The sequence below is a fragment of the Pantoea sp. AN62 genome (assembly GCF_050432985.1).
Taxonomy (GTDB): domain Bacteria; phylum Pseudomonadota; class Gammaproteobacteria; order Enterobacterales; family Enterobacteriaceae; genus Pantoea; species Pantoea brenneri.
In genome coordinates, this window is sequence record NZ_JBNPYB010000001.1 from 193,207 (window position 1) to 209,695 (window position 16,489).

Sequence of the window (16,489 nt, forward strand, 5' to 3'; positions counted from 1 at the left end):
TCAGGCTTTGCGCAGCACCGGTACACCGAGTTCGCGGAACTGTTCGACAAATACCGACGGCTGCGCTTTATCGAACATCAGCCAGACCTGCTGACGCGCCCGCGTCAGCGCCACATAGGCCAGACGTCGCTCTTCTGCATCCGGGAACGCTTCCGGCTGCGGTAACAATCCCTGTTCGATGATCGATTCGCGCGCCGCCGCAGGAAAGCCTTCTTTCCCCTGCTGTAAGCCGAGCAGAATCACGTAATCTGCCTGCTGTCCTTTACTGGCGTGAATCGTCATAAAATCCAGCTTGAGCTTTGGCCAGCGGGTCTTCGCTTTCTCCAGCAGTTCCGGTCGCAGGTAGTGGTAACGCGCCAGCAGCAGGATCCGTTCCTCCGGTTTTGCGTAGCCGCTGAGCTTGTTCAGCAGCCCTTCAAGCTGATCCTGCGCCAGCAGCGAAATCGACTTTTTATTCCCCCTGGTCACGCTGTTAAGCGGTTTGCGTAACTGCTGTGGATTTTGCTGCACAAAGCGATTGGCGATCTCTCCAATGCGATCGTTGAAGCGATAGGTGGTGTCCAGCACACAGCGATCGCCTTCACCAAAATAGTGATGAAAGGCGGTGGTCAGCGACATTTCTGCCCCGCTGAAACGGTAGATCGCCTGCCAGTCATCTCCCACCGCAAACAGCGAGGTACGCTTATTCTGCTGGCGTAATGCGGTCAGCAGCGCTGCGCGTTGCGGGGAAATATCCTGGAATTCATCGACCAGAATATGTTTCCACGGGCTGATGAAACGGCCCTTTTCCAGTATTGCAATCGCCTGGTGAATCAGGCCGGAAAAATCGACTGCGCCCTCCTCTTTCAGCGCACTCTTCCAGGCTTTCAGCAGCGGAGCCATTAGCCGGATGCGTTTGCTGAACAGGTCGCGCGTTTCCTCCGGCACTTCAGCAATCATCGCCGCCCGGGCGCCGCCGTGCATCCGCATCAGGCTCAGCCAGCGCTCCAGTCGCGTTGCCAGCCGGTTAGCCAGCCGGTCATCCTGCCAGAACGCGCCGTCCGGCAACTCCCACTCCAGCTCATCACGCAGCCATTGCCGCCAGCCGTTGGCCTGCGCTTTCTTCTCACTGCACTGCTGACGCCAGTGCTGAATCAGTAAGGCGCGGCGAGCTTCGGTATCGCTCTCCAGTTTACTGATCGCCGGCTGCTTATTACTGCCTTCGCGAATAATGTGCAGCGCCAGCGAATGAAAGGTACGCGCCTGAATCTCGCTGGCACCCAGTCGGGACTGGATCCGATCGTTCATCTCCTCCGCAGCCTGTCGGCCAAAGGCCAGCAGCAGGATTTGATCGGCGCTGGCCAGCCTGCGCTGCATCAGCCAGCCTGCCCGCGCCACCAGCACCGAGGTCTTACCGCTACCGGCACCCGCCAGCACCAGCAACGAAGCCTCACCGTTCACCACGGCTTCACTCTGGGCGGTATTCAGCGGCGTCGTTTCTACGCTGGCAAAGAAATCGTGGTAACGCGTCAGCATGGCGGCGGTCCAGTCACGGTTACGCTGACGCAGTGCCGTCTCGCCCTGCTCCAGCCAGCGCTGGCAAAATTCCAGGTCATCACGACAGGTGGCAAACTCATTGAGGCGGGTCAGCGGCAAGGGTAAGGCATCGAACTGTTTCACGATCTGCGCTTTTAAATCCTGCAGCTCACTGCGATTGAGCCAGCGATCCTGGGTGCTAAACGCCTCAATCGCGCTACGCAGCGCTTGCAGAACCTCACTGCACACCTCGCTCATCTCCAGGCTCCACTGCTGCCAGGATTGCAGCAGATAGTGATGAAAACGCTGCGTTTCCTGCCATTCCGTCCCGTGCAGCCGGACCACTTTTTCGTCAGCCAGTAAAAATTCCAGTTCACCCCACACCAGCCCGCGCTTGCAGGTGATATCCAGCAGCTGGTTAAAAGGGATCAGGTACTCATGCTTATCGCCGCTGACTTCCACGCCAGCCGCCATCAGACGGACCCGATTGTAAGGATGCTGGGCAAGTCGTTTGCCCATGGAGGTTGCTTTCAGTTCCACGCCGACACCAACGACAGAGAATAGGATTAGGGGGAGTTTACCTGTCAGACCCTTGGCGCTCCAGCCTTAAAACAGGCTAAACTTGGCGTCACATCTTGCGGAATGCAAAAGGAAAAAAATGTCATGCGCACCGTCTTAAACGTTCTTAATTTCGTTCTGGGTGGCTTTTTCACCACCCTGAGCTGGCTGTTTGCCACCTTAATCAGCATTGTGCTGATTTTTACCCTGCCGCTGACCCGCTCCTGCTGGGAAATTACCAAACTGTCGCTGTTGCCATTTGGCAATGAAGCGGTGCATGTCGACGTGCTGCGCCCGGAAAACCGGAGTCACATCATGAACACCGGCGGAACCTTCCTGAATATCTTCTGGCTGATCTTCTTTGGCTGGTGGCTCTGCCTGTCGCACATTTCGGTCGGCATTGTGCAGTGCATCAGCATCATCGGCATTCCGGTCGGTATCGCTAACTTCAAAATTGCCGCGATTGCGCTGTGGCCGGTAGGACGCCGCGTCGTATCGGTGGAAGAGGCGCGTGCCGCGCGCGAAGCCAATGCCCGTCGCTATTAGTATGATGTCGAAAAGCCTGCCCGGCTGGCGGCAGTATCTGTTTAACAGTACCTGGCGCTACCTGCTGCGCATTCTGTTTGCACTGAGCGGGTGTGCCGCCATTCCCTGGTGGCTGCACCAGATTGAGTGGACCATCCCGCTGACGCTGGGCGTGGTGGCCGCGGCGCTGGCGGATCTTGATGATCGGCTAGCCGGGCGGCTAAAGAATCTGCTGATCACCCTGCTCTGCTTCTGTATCGCTTCGGTGTCGGTTGAACTGCTGTTTCCCTACCCGCTGGCGTTTATTGCCGGACTGGCGATCTCCACCTGGGGCTTCATTCTGCTGGGGGCGCTCGGTCAGCGCTACGCCACCATTGCCTTTGGTGCCTTGCTGATTGCGGTCTATACCATGCTCGGCATCGGGTTGTTCAGCCAGTGGTATATGCAGCCGATTCTGTTGCTGGTGGGCGCGCTCTGGTACAACCTGCTGACCCTGCTCGGTCACCTGATGTTTCCGGTTCGGCCGGTTCAGGAACAACTGGCGGGCAGTTTTTCCCAGCTGGCGCGTTATCTGGATGCCAAAGCCAATCTGTTCGATCCGGATGCTGGCGAACAGGATGATGCGACCTTTATTGATGCCGCGATGGTCAACAGCCAGCTCGTCGCCCAGCTCAATCTGACCAAGACCACTCTGCAGAGCCGGTTGCGTGGCGATCGCGGTTCACGTGGTACCCGGCGCAGTCTGCATTACTACTTTGTGGCGCAGGATATCCATGAACGTGCCAGCTCCTCTCATCTGCAATATCACCTGCTGCGTGGTGACTGGCGCTATAACGAGATCCTGTTCCGCTTCCAGCGCTTACTCAATATGCAGGCCCAGGCCTGTCGGCAGCTGGCGCACTCTATTTTAATGCGTGAACGCTGGGTGCACGACAGCCGGTTTGAGCGGGCATTTGAACGGCTGCAAAAAGCCATAGAACGCCTTGAGCAGCGTGAGCCAGAGGCCACCCATACCCGTGCGCTTTACTGGCTGCTGCGCAACCTGCAGGCGATTGACGCCCAGCTGGCCTCTATCGAATCGGAGCAGACGCTGGCAGGCGACGATCCGCAGCACAGCGACAATCTGCTGTCACGCGAAGGTCTGAGCGGCTGGAGCGATATCAGGCTGCGCTTCAGTCGCCACCTTACCCCCGCTTCGGCGTTGTTCCGCCACGCGGTGCGGATGTCGGTGGTGCTGTGTATCGGTTACGGCTTCATTCAGATCACCGGGCTGGAGCGAGGCTACTGGATACTGTTGACCAGTCTGTTTGTCTGCCAGCCCAACTACAATGCGACACAGCGGCGGCTGGCGCTGCGTATTGGCGGGACGCTGGCCGGGATCGCTATTGGTCTGCCGGTGCTCTGGCTGGTGCCCTCGGTCGAAGGGCAACTGATTCTAATCGTGATCAGCGGGGTGCTGTTTTTCGCCTTCCGACAGGTGCAGTATGCGCAGGCCACGCTGTTTATCACGCTGCTGGTGCTGCTCTGTTTTAACCTGCTCGGCGAAGGATTTGAGGTGGCTTTACCGCGGGTGGTCGATACGCTTTTGGGCTGCGGTCTGGCCTGGCTGGCCGTCGCCTTTATCTGGCCAGACTGGCGCTTCCGTCAGCTACCGGCGGTAGCAGAACGCACCTTACAGGCCAACTGCCGCTATCTGGATGCGATTATGGAGCAATACCATCAGGGCAAAGATAACCGCCTGGCTTATCGCATCGCCCGGCGGGATGCGCATAATGCCGATGCCGAACTGGCGTCGGTGGTCTCCAACATGAGCAGTGAAAGCCGTACCAGCCAGACAATGCGTGATTCCGCTTTTCAGTTGCTGTGCTCAAATCACTCTTTCCTGAGCTACATCTCTGCACTGGGTGCGCATCGCGATAAAATTAGCGAACCGGAACTGCTCAAACTGCTGGATGATACGGTCTGTTATGTTGAGGATGTGCTGCAAACGGATGTCGTCAGCGATCAACAGGCTGAGACGATGCGTCATCAACTGGCTCAGCGGATCAGCCAGCTGGCCGCCGATGCGGATACACGCGCGCCACTGGTATTGCAGCAACTCGGCTTGCTGGTGGCGCTGATGCCTGAAGTCGCTCGCCTGCGCCGCACGCTTAACGCCGATTAGTTTACGCCGCCTTTGGGATTCAGCGTCATCAGTACGGTGCGCTGAAACCAGGCATTGAGTTCCGCCCTGACCGCCTGTGGCAGGGCGGCATAGTGATGGCCCGATATCGCCCCCTCCAGCGCCAGCAGCGTCTGTAGCCCGACATGCTGGTTTACCGCTTTCAGCTTCAGCCAGCATTGCTTAGCGCCGATCTCATACAGATGCTGCACGTTCAGAATACCCGCCTCATGTAACATCATCTCCATACGCACACTGAGATTAGGCAGATCTTTTAAGCGCAGTGATAACTGCTTACGCTGCTGCTCTTCCCTTGCGGTCTCCAGTGACGCCGCAGATAACGTCAGCAGATGCGCTGGCGCATGCCATAAAGCGTCATCAACCCGATAGTAGTTAAGGCTGACCAGTACGCCACGCTTACGAAAGATTAATGGCTCGAGTGGACGCTGTGCGATGTATTCACGCAGTGGCTCGCTGGCGCGCAGATAGAGTGCGTCATTATTTACCAAAGCAAAAACTACCCGTTCGACAGCCAGCGCATAGCCACCAAACTGGGTTCGCGACTCGATCGAGCCCAGCGGGGCCAGCTGCGCTCTGGAACGTTCAATGATCGGATTTAACTTTTTCATCACTTCACCTCCGTGTTATAGAAATATCTGAAATTATGTTTGGTTTCAGATAATTAGAAGATAGGAAAAAGCCTTATCCGGTTCAATGAATTAATAGCGGTTCCGCTAACCTTGTGACGTTTTTGCGAGGCGTTATCAGAAATTTGGGTTGATCTTTATGCGTAACGCCAGTACTGTATATTCATACAGTCCACTGCTGAGTGATTAACTTATGCGAACACAACATCCGAACAATGCACGCTATGCTCATCATTACGCGTCCTCTTCCGTATCCGCTTCTCAGCATGGCTGGATTACAGAGTTACGCTATAGTGAGCAGCCCGGAATGATGCAGATGTTACTGTTGCCGCTGTTGCAGCAGCTGAGTCAGCAGTCGCGCTGGCAACTGTGGTTAACCCCTGCGCATAAGCTGAACCGTGCCTGGTTACAGCAGTCCGGCTTGCCGCTGGATAAGAGCATGCATATTGCCGATTCTGAGCGTATGAACGCAGTTGAGGCGATGATAAAAGCGCTGCGTACCGGAAATTACAGTGTCGTTCTGGCATGGATTCCGTACGAACTGGATGAAGATGAACGACGTCAACTGGAAAATGCAGCGGCCGAAGGCGATGCCCTGGGATTGATTTTGCGATCGAGTGGAACACCCGAAGCGCCTCTGGGACCACAAAATGCGCTAAAAATTCAGTCGGATTTGTTTCATTAAGTAAAAGTCGGAACTTTCTCAAGCTATATTTCTTATCTGTCGTCGCTAAACCACTGATTCTGTTAGTTCGAGCGTTGACAATGGTTTAGCAGGTTTTTTGGCTATTGATCCGCGACGATAATACCAGGCTAATTGTTAGAATTTGTGTATAAATCTCTGTTTTTTTACAGAAGCGCCTCACATCATACTTGTAAGTTTCCAATCTCGTTGTAGACTTTATCTCGCCAGGGTGCTCAATAACCTCCGTTTTTTTGCGGTAGAGTCATAAGCGAGCGTTTTGACCCGGCGAAGGATTAAACCAAGAGCAACCTTTTTGCTCATTGCCTATTTGGATGATAACGAGGCGCAAAATGAAAAAGACAGCTATCGCAATTGCAGTGGCACTGGCTGGCTTCGCTACCGTAGCGCAGGCCGCTCCGAAAGATGACACCTGGTACACCGGTGCTAAACTGGGCTGGTCTCAGTACCACGACACTGGTTACTACGGTAACGGTTACCAAAACAATGACGGTCCAACTCACGAAAGCCAGCTGGGTGCAGGTGCATTCGTTGGTTACCAGGCAAATCCATACCTGGGCTTCGAGCTGGGCTATGACTGGCTGGGTCGCATGCCTAATAAAGGCAACGTGACTAACGGCGCGTTCAAAGCACAAGGCATTCAGCTGGCTGCTAAACTGAGCTACCCAATTTATGACGATCTGGACGTGTATACTCGTCTGGGCGGCATGGTATGGCGTGCAGACTCAACGCAGACTAATCCTGTTAATGGCCGCATCAGCGACCACGACACCGGTGTTTCTCCACTGGCAGCAGTTGGTGTTGAGTATGCGCTGACCAAAAACTGGGCTACCCGTCTGGATTACCAGTGGGTTAACAACATTGGTGATGCACAGACCGTTGGTACCCGTCCAGACAACGGCATGCTGAGCGTAGGCGTTTCATACCGCTTCGGTCAGGATGAAGCTGCTCCAGCACCAGCTCCGGCTCCAGCGCCAGCACCAGTTGTTGAAACCAAGCGTTTCACTCTGAAGTCTGACGTTCTGTTCACCTTCAACAAAGCTACCCTGAAGCCAGAAGGTCAGCAGGCTCTGGATCAGCTGTACAGCCAGCTGAGCTCAATGGATCCTAAAGATGGTTCCGTTGTCGTACTGGGCTTCACCGATCGCATCGGTTCAGAGCAGTACAACCAGAAACTGTCTGAGAAACGTGCTCAGTCAGTAGTAGATTACCTGGTATCTAAAGGTATCCCTTCTAACAAGATCTCTGCACGTGGCATGGGTGAATCTAACCCAGTTACCGGCAACACCTGTGACAGCGTGAAAGGCCGCAATGCCCTGATCGACTGCCTGGCGCCGGACCGTCGTGTAGAAATCGACGTTAAAGGCATCAAAGACGTTGTAACTCAGCCACAGGCTTAAGTTTACACGTAATAAAAAACCCCGCTAAGGCGGGGTTTTTTTATGCCAGTCTCTCGGCAAAGTTGCCAGACTATACGGGTGTAGTTACTCTTTTTCTGAGCCAGACTTACCGAGAATCGCCTGCAGATCTTCTCTGAGACTCGACATCTGATTGGCATACTTCTCTTTGCGTTCGGCATCTTCAATCAACTGCACTACCGTCTCAGACAAGGTACTGTTACGCCGTTGCGCCAGTCCTGCCAGCCGTTGCCAGACCAGATACTCAAGGTCAATCGACTTCTTCCGCGTATGCTGATGCTCAGCATTGAAGTGACGTTTGCGCCGCGCACGAATGGTCTGCTTAAGCCGATTATCCAGGTCGGCATGAATATGCTCAGCAATCCATTCGTTGACCGTAACCGGATTATTTTCCATCGCCAGCAGCTTATCGACTGCCGCCTGCGCCGCACTTAATTCAAGGTGACGCGTGATCAGTTCACCTTCCCGATGTTTTTTCACCAGGTATTTCCATTTCCATCCACTTTCAAGATTTTCGAGTTGCTGGTATTTCATCGGAATCTCATCGTGATCACGTAACGAGCTAAGAATAACAGCTTTTTTCCCGGATGCAGCAACGAAAAACATGCTGTCAACGTCACATCTTCAACAGGAAGTCTGCAGTGCTTAACAAGGGTGAATCCTGTATAATCTCGCTTTTCTTAAATCAGACAAATGCGATTATTTTGACCAGCACCCAACTTACGTGGCAAACCTTACAGCCGGATAGCGCACAATACCAATCCGTTTTCTCCCGAATTGCTGATGAAGAAACCGATGCTCTGGCAACGGTACAGCCCCGATTGCTGAATGCACTGGCGCATTTACACCACCAGACGCAGGGATTCCCGTTACTGCTGGTTCGCAGCCAGGAAAATCGCGACTACCTGGCGCAGATAACCCAGGCGGCTCAACGGGTCATGGAGGAAACCACTACGCTGTATGGTGGTGATTACCATATCATGGCCGACAACGTCACGCTGCAGCCCCCTTCTGACCCGCAACGTCCTTTCACCAGTCAGGGCGGTATTCACTTCGCCGACTGGATTGAGACCGAACAGCTGTTTGGCTGCGTGCGTCAGCATAAAGATCGCATTCAGCTTGAGCCGGGCCTGATCCATCGCGCTAACGGCGGCACACTGGTGCTCTCGCTGCGCAGTTTTATGACCCAGCCGATCCTCTGGTTACGCCTGAAGAAATGCATCGAGCAGGGTTATGTCGACTGGACCTCTCAGGATGAACGCCGCCCGCTGCCGATCGCTATCCCGCCGCTGCCACTGCAGTTAAATCTGGTCCTGTGCGGCGATCGAGAAGCGCTGGCTGATTTTCAGGAACTCGATCCTGAAGCACATGAAATGGCGATCTACACCGAATTTGAAGAGAACATTCAGATTCTGGATGAAGATGACATGCTCGCCTGGTGCCGCTGGACTGCTGAGCTGGCGCAGCAAGCCGGGCTGCCGTTACCGGAAGTGGATTTCTGGCCGGAGTTGATTAAAGAAGGCGTACGGTTCAGCGGCGATCAGGAAACGTTGCCGCTCTGCCCGCGCTGGTTACAACGCCAGATGCGTGAGTCAGCGCTGATGGGCGAAAAGCTTAATGCGGAAGCGCTGCGTGATGCGCTGGAAGCGCGCCTGTGGCGTGAAAATTATCTCAACGAGCGGATGCGCGATGAGATCCTGCTGAAACAGATCCTGATTGAGACCGAAGGCGAAGTGGTCGGCCAGATTAACGGCCTGTCAGTGGTGGAGTATCCCGGTCATCCACGCGCCTGGGGCGATCCATCACGTATTACCTGCGTAGTGCATCCCGGCGACGGTGAATTTACCGATGTTGAACGCAAAGCAGAACTGGGCGGCAATATTCATGCGAAAGGCATGATGATTATGCAGGCCTATCTGATTGCCGAGCTGGAACTGGAACAGCAGTTGCCCTTCTCGGCGTCGCTGGTGTTTGAACAATCCTATTCTGAAGTCGACGGCGACAGCGCCTCGCTGGCAGAGCTGTGTGCGCTGATTAGCGCGCTGGCAAACCAGCCGGTCAATCAACAAATTGCGGTTACCGGCTCGGTCGATCAGTTTGGTAATGTGCAGCCGGTCGGCGGGCTGAACGAAAAAATCGAAGGCTTCTTCGATATTTGCCATCAGCGCGAACTGACCGGCCAGCAGGGTGTCATTATTCCTGCCTGCAACGTACGCCACCTGAGTCTGAATCAGGCGGTGGTCAGCGCGGTTGAGCAAGGTCGCTTCCATATCTGGGCGATTGAACGTGCTGATGAAGCACTGCCGCTACTGACCGGCAAAGTCTGGGATACTGAGGATGGTGAAGGCGACAGCCTGCTGCGCACCATTCAGGAACGTATTAGCCAACTGAACCAGTCGGACGTGCCGCACCGTCCATGGGGACTACGCTGGCTTAACTGGTTCAACCACCGTTAATCCGATTTGCTCAGCGTACAACTGTTCGCTAATATTCGTGATTCACTAAAAAAAGGCTTATTGTAAACATGGTAGATAAACGCGAATCCTATACCAAAGAAGATCTGATTCTGTCAGGTCGTGGTGAACTGTTTGGCGAAAATGGTCCGCCGCTTCCGTCAGGCAACATGTTGATGATGGACCGCGTGGTCAAGATGACCGAAGACGGCGGCAAATATGATAAAGGCTTTGTTGAAGCAGAGCTGGATATCAATCCTGACCTTTGGTTCTTCGGTTGCCACTTTATTGGCGACCCGGTAATGCCCGGTTGCTTAGGTCTGGATGCCATGTGGCAGCTGGTCGGTTTCTATCTGGGCTGGCTGGGTGGCGAAGGTAAAGGTCGTGCGCTGGGCGTAGGTGAAGTGAAATTTACCGGTCAGGTTCTGCCTGAAGCGAAGAAAGTCACTTACCGTATTCACTTCAAACGCGTTATCAACCGTAAACTGGTGATGGGCGTTGCCGATGGCGAAGTGCTGGTCGATGGCAACCTGATCTATACCGCCAGCGATTTGAAAGTGGGCCTGTTCAAAGATACGGCGGCTTTCTAAGCGTTTCCCCGCAGAAACGAAAACCTCCGCGCGCAGCGGAGGTTATATTCCCTTTTCAGTGACATCCGGCTAGGCAGCTACCGACCTGTCCTCCATGGCTTGTCGCCACCCTCCCAACCAGTGAGACTTAGCGTCAATCATCTGATACGGACACATCTCTTTTGAGCGTCCAGTAATGCCTGCCTGATAACCACGTGAATGGGCGCGTTCGAGGCGGTCTCGTTTCTGTCTCTTCATACTCCGTGTCCCTCATGTAAGGTCTGTGGAATCTGGTGGAAAGAAAAAGGTGGTGAATTAATGTTCAACCACTCTAATGTTCTACCCGCTACGCGCCCAAAGATCAATGCGCAATCTTCACGCCAGTGTCATAAATGTGACCTCTGTCTGACAAAAATGCGCTATTTTGTGATGCAGACGGCAACACTATCCCACTGATTAAGCTAATAAAAAAGCCCCTGCTTTTCGTCGCTAGTGCTTAACGAAAAATCAGGGGCTTAGCTTATTTATTCATACTCTTCTTAATTTAACGCAACCGTACTGTTGGCGATCTGCTGCGCAGTTTGCTGCCAGCCCACCGCCAGCGTTCTGACCAGCGCATCGTAGCCATCTTCGTTCTGCGGCAGCGCCAGATTGAACGCCTGCTTTGTCAGATGGCCCTGATGTTCCAGCGTCCACTCTCCACTGATCACCGCTTTGCCGTCGTAGCGACCCTGGAAGCCAGTAATGGTCACGTTCAGCGTGTCGTGCTGCGCACCCATCGGCGTACCGGCAACCAGTCTGCCCGGCAGGGCTTTGCTGAGGTTGGTAATCAGCGTTTGCTGCAATTGCTGATCGAGCGGACTGGCCCAAAGATTATTGGCGGCGATAACATATTTTACGTCACTGGTCTGATAGACCAGCCCGTTACCCGCCAGATAATCAGGCACCGTAACCTGCTGCACCCACAGCATCGGTTGTGCTTCAGTCGTGCTGCTACTGCTGACCTTCATCGGTGCCGCCCCGGAGGGCAGCTGATACCAGGTATTATCGATGGTGCTGCTGCACGCGCTCAGCAGCAGCGCGGCAGAGAGTATCATTCCTTTCTTCACTGTTTCGCCCTCTTAGGCTGGGGATCCTGTCCCGGTTTCGCCTCAAACACCAGCGCGTTGCTCTTGGTATTCAGCGTCTTCAGCACCGGCTGCAGTTCACGCAGCACCTGGTCGAGTCGCTGCATATCTCCGACCAGCTTGCTGTACGCTGGCGAGCCTGGCTGCAGTCCTTTCATGCTGCGGTTCAGCTCACGCAAGGTCTGTTGCATATCTTCCGGCAGCGTTTTCATCGCCGGGCTGGCCGTCACTTTATTGATGTTATCGATGGTGCGTTGCAGGTCACGCATCGTTTTCTGGCTCTCTTTTAGCGTGCCGGTCGCCTGGTTAATCATACCGTTAAGCGGCAGTCCGTTGATCTTATCCAGCGCCGCCATCAGCTTCTGCTGAATCTGGCTCAGGCCACCGCTGACGGTTGGGATTACTTCATAACCCGACACTTTCTGCGGCCCTTTATACGCTGGTGCATTGTCGTAGAAGTCGAGATCAACGTATAACGCGCCTGACAGCAGGTTGCCGGTTTTCAGCGTGGCACGCAGGCCGCGTTTCTTACCATCCTGCAGATGCTGCTGCAGATCGAAGTTCTCGCCCAGTCGGCTGATAAAGCGATCCGGTTCGATGCGAATCAGCACCGGCACGCGGTAATCATTGTTCAGCGCCTGATCCAGACCCGCTTTCATCAGCGGTGCTTCAGATACCGTACCGAGGCGAATGCCGCGGAATTCAACCGGCGCACCGGCCTGCAGACCACGAATCGAATCGGTGAAGAACAGCAGATAATCGATATGGTTGGTATACAGTGAATCCTGAATGCTGCGTTGATCGTCAAACAGATGATAATCAGACTGATTCTGTGCGGCCTGGCCCAGATCCCAGCCATCCGGCACGTCAAAGCTGACGCCACCGCTGAACAGCGTGGTCAGTGAACCCATTTCTACCCGCATACCTGAGGCAGACATATCAACGGCGATGCCGCTGTCCTTCCAGAAGCGGACATTGGTGGTGACCAGCCGATCATACGGTGCCGCGATAAACAGCTGATAGGTCATCATGCGTTTATCGGTATCGAAGGTGCTGGTTTCTACCGTACCAACACGATAGCCACGGAACAGCACCGGATCGCCAGGGTTAAGCTGGCCGGCTTTTTTACTGTCGAGGATAATGCGGATGCCTTTAGCATCCGGCGGCGCTAAAGGGGGTGCATCCAGCAGGTTAAATTGTTCTGGCGCTTCACTTTTGGTGCCTGGCTGTAATTCAATGTAGGCACCCGACAGCAGGGTTCCTAATCCGCTAATGCCTTCGCGACCAATCTGCGGTTTAACTACCCAGAAAACGCTGTCTTTGTGCAACAGTTTTCCCATACCGGCATTAAGGCGGGCCTTAATTTCAACGTGGTGGAGATCGTCGCTTAGCACCGCGCTCTCAACCACGCCAACATCAACGCTGCGGCTTTTAATGGTGGTTTTACCCGCTTCGATGCCCTCGGCATTTTCGGTAATCAGGGTGACTACCGGTCCCTGATGGCTGAAGTGATAGAACAGAATCCATCCGCCGATTAACAGCGTGACGATGGGGACAATCCAGACCGGCGACCAGCGCTTGATCTGCTCCACCTTTGCGTGGCCGTGGTTAATTTCCGTCAAGGCGCGGCTCCTTTACATTGTTTGCGTGTACACGATCCCAGGTTAATCGCGGGTCAAAGGTCATTGCAGCAATCATGGTCAGAATGACCACCAGCGCAAATAACACTGCCCCCCACGCGGGATACACACTCATTAATTGCCCCATGCGCACCAGCGCAGAGAGCACTGCAATCACAAATACGTCGATCATTGACCAGCGGCCTACAAATTCAACCACTTCATAAATCAGGTGCATCTTGTGGCTATCATGCCTTCCACGTCCGCCGGCATCCCAGCAGAGCCAGCCGATCGCCAGCATTTTCAGCGTCGGCACCATAATACTGGCGATAAAAATCACCAGCGCCACCGGATAAGAACCGTCGCTCCACAGTAAGATAACGCCCGCCATAATATTGGAGGGATAAGCGCTGCCCAGCGTTTCTGTCACCATAATGGGCATCAGGTTAGCGGGAATATAGAGAATGACCGAGGTCAGCAGCAGCGCCAGCGTCCATTGCAGGCTGTGTTTACGGCGGACGGATGCCACCACTCCGCAGCGGGTACAATGCCGCTGGTCGGCGGGCAGAATGGCGGTGCAGCAGGGACAAGATCGCAAACCCTGCTGCAGGCCGGTGACGCCGACTTTGGGTGGATGCGGCAGAGCCGGTAGTGGCGCAATGCTCTGCCACAGCTGACGCCGATCGATGCACTGAAAGGCCCGCAGTTGCAGCAGGCAGAACAGACACCATGGCCAGAAGCTGGTTTCCAGCCCGATATCGCCGTAGGCCATCAGCTTGACGAAACTGACCAGTACCCCCGCCATGAAGATTTCCGCCATGCCCCAGTTGCGTAACTGAAACAGAATGCGCGCCAGCCCCAGTTTCAGGCTGTTGGGCAGCGGCACCGGATTTACCAGCAGCAGAATGGTGATCATGCAGAACGCCGGGATCGCCTGAACAAACAGCAGGAACAGCGTCGCCAGACTGCTGTAGTCCTCCGACACCATCACCTGCGGTATCTCCGCCAGGCTTATCTGGCTGCTGAGCCCGGCCACTTTCATGGTGATAAACGGGAACAGGTTAGCCAGCAGCAGCATAAACAAGGCCGCCAGCGCATAACCGGTTGGCCGTCTGCGCGGCTCGTGCCAGTTCGCCGTCAGGGAAGTCTGGCAGCGCGGACATGAGGCGCGGCTGCCAACAGGGATGTCCGGCAGCTTATTCATTAAATCGCATTGTGGACAGAGCATCCACGCGTCACTTTTATCTGCTGAACACATCCGTTATCCCTTGCTCTACGCGCCGTTTTTCATTGACTCAAGCTCTTCCCAGCGCGCAAAAGCCGTTTCCAGTTCCTGCTCAGCCTGCGCCAGACTGTCCAGCACCGGTTGAGTCTGGTCATGGGCCTGGCTGAAGAAGTCCGGATGACTCATTTTCGCCTGCAGTTCGCCAATTCGCGCTTCCAGCTGTTCCAGCTTTTGCGGCAGCTGTTCCAGCTCACGCGCCAGGTTATAGCTTAGTTTGTTAACGCTGCGTTTGGCAGCATCGCTTTTCTCTGACGCAGGTTTTGCCACAGCAGCAGTTGCTTTCGCCGGTGCGCCCGCTTTTTGCTGCTTATAGGCCGCACGCTGCTGTTGTGCATCGTGATAGCCGCCGACGAAGGTGCCGATCTCACCGTTGCCTTCGAAGATCCAGCATTCGGTGACGGTATTGTCGACAAACTGACGATCGTGGCTCACCAGCAGCACGGTGCCCTGATAGCCATCAATCAGCTCTTCCAGCAGCTCCAGCGTTTCAACGTCGAGGTCGTTGGTCGGTTCATCGAGAATCATCAGGTTGCTGGGACGCAGGAACAGACGCGCCAGCAGCAGGCGGTTACGTTCACCACCGGACAAGGCACGCACCGGCGTCATGGCGCGTTTTGGGTGGAAAAGGAAGTCCTGCAGGTAGCCCAGCACGTGACGTGGCTTGCCGTTGACCAGCACTTCCTGCTTGCCTTCCGCAAGGTTATCCATCACGGTGCGGTCCGGATCGAGTTCGGCGCGATGCTGGTCGAAATAGGCCACTTCCAGCTTGGTGCCAGAGTGCACGCGGCCATGATCGGCTTGCAGCTGCTGCAGCATCAGGCGTAGCAAGGTGGTTTTGCCGCAGCCGTTCGGGCCGATCAGCGCAATTTTATCGCCACGCTGGACCTGGGAAGAGAAGTTCTTCACCAGCACTTTGCCGTCAACCGCATAGTCGACGTTTTCCAGCTCAAATACGATTTTGCCTGAGCGCGAGGCTTCGCCCACCTGCATATTGGCTTTGCCCATGACTTCGCGACGTTCTGAACGTTCACGACGCAGCGCTTTCAGTGCACGCACACGGCCTTCATTACGGGTACGACGCGCTTTGATACCCTGACGGATCCAGACTTCTTCCTGCGCCAGCTTGCGGTCGAATTCCGCGTTCTGCATCTCTTCAACGCGCAGCGCTTCCTCTTTCCCTTCCAGATACTGGTCATAATTGCCCGGCCAGGAGACCAGCTTACCGCGGTCGAGATCGACAATTCGCGTCGCCATGTTGCGAATAAACGAACGGTCATGCGAGATAAACACGATGCTGCCGCTGAAGTTCTTCAGGAAAGTTTCCAGCCAGTCGATGGTTTCGATATCGAGGTGGTTCGTCGGCTCATCCAGCATCAGTACGCGCGGATTGCTGACCAGCGCCCGGCCGAGCGCCGCTTTACGCAGCCAGCCACCCGACAGCGATGAAAGTTCGGTATCAGGCTGCAGACCAATCTGCTCCAGCACATCATTGATACGGCTTTCCAGCTGCCACAAATTCTGGTGGTCAAGAATGCTTTGCAGACGTGCCATCTCATTGAGGTTTTTATCGCTGGGATCTTCCATCACCACATGGGAAATGGCGTGATAAGCCTTGAGATGTTCGGCCTGCTCTTCCACGCCTTCGGCGACGAAGTCATACACTGAACCGGTAATATTGCGCGGCGGGTCCTGCTGCAGACGCGCAACAACCAAATCGGTTTCATAGACGATGCGGCCATCATCCAGCGGCTGTTCACCGTTGATGATCTTCATCAGAGTCGATTTACCGGCACCGTTACGGCCCACCAGACAGACGCGTTCGTTCTCTTCGATGTGCAGTTCGGTATTGTCTAACAGCGGCGCATCGCTGAAGGAGAGATAAGCGCCGTGGATACTGATTAATGACATG

14 protein-coding genes are annotated in these 16,489 nt (G+C 54.8%); 6 read left to right on the forward strand and 8 right to left on the reverse strand.

The window, feature by feature from the left end; all coding sequences use genetic code 11:
- Positions 1-2,055, reverse strand: coding sequence for a DNA helicase IV (helD, locus tag FHW04_RS01045; protein ID WP_089561076.1), 2,055 nt, complete (start codon positions 2,053-2,055; stop codon positions 1-3).
- A 123-nt stretch (positions 2,056-2,178) separates the two neighbouring features.
- Here helD and FHW04_RS01050 point away from each other — a divergent pair, with 123 nt between their 5' ends.
- Both FHW04_RS01050 and yccS read left to right on the forward strand, forming a co-directional pair.
- Entirely contained in the window at positions 2,179-2,619 is a 441-nt protein-coding gene (locus FHW04_RS01050; RefSeq protein ID WP_031376112.1) for a YccF domain-containing protein, read from the forward strand.
- Positions 2,603-4,762, forward strand: a complete 2,160-nt coding sequence (yccS, locus tag FHW04_RS01055) for a YccS family putative transporter (protein ID WP_031376113.1) — start codon at positions 2,603-2,605, stop codon at positions 4,760-4,762. Before FHW04_RS01050 ends, yccS begins: the two co-directional genes overlap by 17 nt.
- Here the strand turns inward: yccS and FHW04_RS01060 are convergent.
- A complete protein-coding gene (locus FHW04_RS01060) occupies positions 4,759-5,388 on the reverse strand; it encodes a TfoX/Sxy family DNA transformation protein (protein ID WP_089561077.1) in 630 nt (209 codons plus the stop codon). The two genes, yccS and FHW04_RS01060, sit on opposite strands and share 4 nt — an antisense overlap.
- Before the next feature lie 211 nt (positions 5,389-5,599).
- Here FHW04_RS01060 and sulA point away from each other — a divergent pair, with 211 nt between their 5' ends.
- Positions 5,600-6,091 carry an SOS-induced cell division inhibitor SulA gene (gene sulA / locus FHW04_RS01065; protein ID WP_031376115.1) on the forward strand — a complete coding sequence of 164 codons (492 nt, stop codon included), beginning with the start codon at positions 5,600-5,602 and terminating at the stop codon, positions 6,089-6,091.
- A gap of 350 nt (positions 6,092-6,441) precedes the next feature.
- Positions 6,442-7,509, forward strand: coding sequence for a porin OmpA (gene ompA, locus FHW04_RS01070; RefSeq protein WP_031376116.1), 1,068 nt, complete (start codon positions 6,442-6,444; stop codon positions 7,507-7,509).
- Between the two features lie 84 nt (positions 7,510-7,593).
- Here ompA and matP read toward each other — a convergent pair whose 3' ends face one another.
- Entirely contained in the window at positions 7,594-8,061 is a 468-nt protein-coding gene (gene matP, locus FHW04_RS01075) for a macrodomain Ter protein MatP (RefSeq protein ID WP_139807893.1), read from the reverse strand.
- Positions 8,062-8,114: 53 nt separating this feature from the next.
- Here matP and FHW04_RS01080 point away from each other — a divergent pair, with 53 nt between their 5' ends.
- Both FHW04_RS01080 and fabA read left to right on the forward strand, forming a co-directional pair.
- Positions 8,115-9,983, forward strand: coding sequence for an AAA family ATPase (locus FHW04_RS01080; protein WP_089561078.1), 1,869 nt, complete (start codon positions 8,115-8,117; stop codon positions 9,981-9,983).
- Positions 9,984-10,051: 68 nt separating this feature from the next.
- Positions 10,052-10,570, forward strand: coding sequence for a bifunctional 3-hydroxydecanoyl-ACP dehydratase/trans-2-decenoyl-ACP isomerase (gene fabA / locus FHW04_RS01085; RefSeq protein ID WP_008925876.1), 519 nt, complete (start codon positions 10,052-10,054; stop codon positions 10,568-10,570).
- A gap of 69 nt (positions 10,571-10,639) precedes the next feature.
- Here fabA and rmf read toward each other — a convergent pair whose 3' ends face one another.
- From rmf to FHW04_RS01110, 5 genes are all read right to left on the reverse strand, one after another.
- Positions 10,640-10,807, reverse strand: a complete 168-nt coding sequence (rmf, locus tag FHW04_RS01090) for a ribosome modulation factor (RefSeq protein WP_072050988.1) — start codon at positions 10,805-10,807, stop codon at positions 10,640-10,642.
- A 281-nt stretch (positions 10,808-11,088) separates the two neighbouring features.
- Entirely contained in the window at positions 11,089-11,658 is a 570-nt protein-coding gene (pqiC, locus tag FHW04_RS01095; RefSeq protein ID WP_046288411.1) for a membrane integrity-associated transporter subunit PqiC, read from the reverse strand.
- A complete protein-coding gene (gene pqiB, locus FHW04_RS01100; protein WP_031376120.1) occupies positions 11,655-13,298 on the reverse strand; it encodes an intermembrane transport protein PqiB in 1,644 nt (547 codons plus the stop codon). The genes pqiC and pqiB overlap by 4 nt, the downstream gene beginning before the upstream one ends.
- Positions 13,285-14,553, reverse strand: coding sequence for a membrane integrity-associated transporter subunit PqiA (gene pqiA, locus FHW04_RS01105; protein ID WP_089561079.1), 1,269 nt, complete (start codon positions 14,551-14,553; stop codon positions 13,285-13,287). The genes pqiB and pqiA overlap by 14 nt, the downstream gene beginning before the upstream one ends.
- A 15-nt stretch (positions 14,554-14,568) precedes the next feature.
- Positions 14,569-16,488: an ABC transporter ATP-binding protein gene (locus FHW04_RS01110; protein WP_069728121.1), complete on the reverse strand. Its 1,920-nt coding sequence runs from the start codon at positions 16,486-16,488 to the stop codon at positions 14,569-14,571.
- Position 16,489: the final 1 nt, after the last annotated feature.

Bases quoted from the DNA above. Each gene is read 5' to 3' on its own strand.
- FHW04_RS01050 (WP_031376112.1), top strand. From the start codon at position 2,179: ATGCGCACCGTCTTAAACGTTCTTAATTTCGTTCTGGGTGGCTTTTTC.
- yccS (WP_031376113.1), top strand. From the start codon at position 2,603: ATGCCCGTCGCTATTAGTATGATGTCGAAAAGCCTGCCCGGCTGGCGG.
- FHW04_RS01060 (WP_089561077.1), bottom strand. From the start codon at position 5,388: ATGAAAAAGTTAAATCCGATCATTGAACGTTCCAGAGCGCAGCTGGCC.
- sulA (WP_031376115.1), top strand. From the start codon at position 5,600: ATGCGAACACAACATCCGAACAATGCACGCTATGCTCATCATTACGCG.
- ompA (WP_031376116.1), top strand. From the start codon at position 6,442: ATGAAAAAGACAGCTATCGCAATTGCAGTGGCACTGGCTGGCTTCGCT.
- matP (WP_139807893.1), bottom strand. From the start codon at position 8,061: ATGAAATACCAGCAACTCGAAAATCTTGAAAGTGGATGGAAATGGAAA.
- FHW04_RS01080 (WP_089561078.1), top strand. From the start codon at position 8,115: ATGCAGCAACGAAAAACATGCTGTCAACGTCACATCTTCAACAGGAAG.
- fabA (WP_008925876.1), top strand. From the start codon at position 10,052: ATGGTAGATAAACGCGAATCCTATACCAAAGAAGATCTGATTCTGTCA.
- rmf (WP_072050988.1), bottom strand. From the start codon at position 10,807: ATGAAGAGACAGAAACGAGACCGCCTCGAACGCGCCCATTCACGTGGT.
- pqiA (WP_089561079.1), bottom strand. From the start codon at position 14,553: ATGTGTTCAGCAGATAAAAGTGACGCGTGGATGCTCTGTCCACAATGC.
- FHW04_RS01110 (WP_069728121.1), bottom strand. From the start codon at position 16,488: ATGTCATTAATCAGTATCCACGGCGCTTATCTCTCCTTCAGCGATGCG.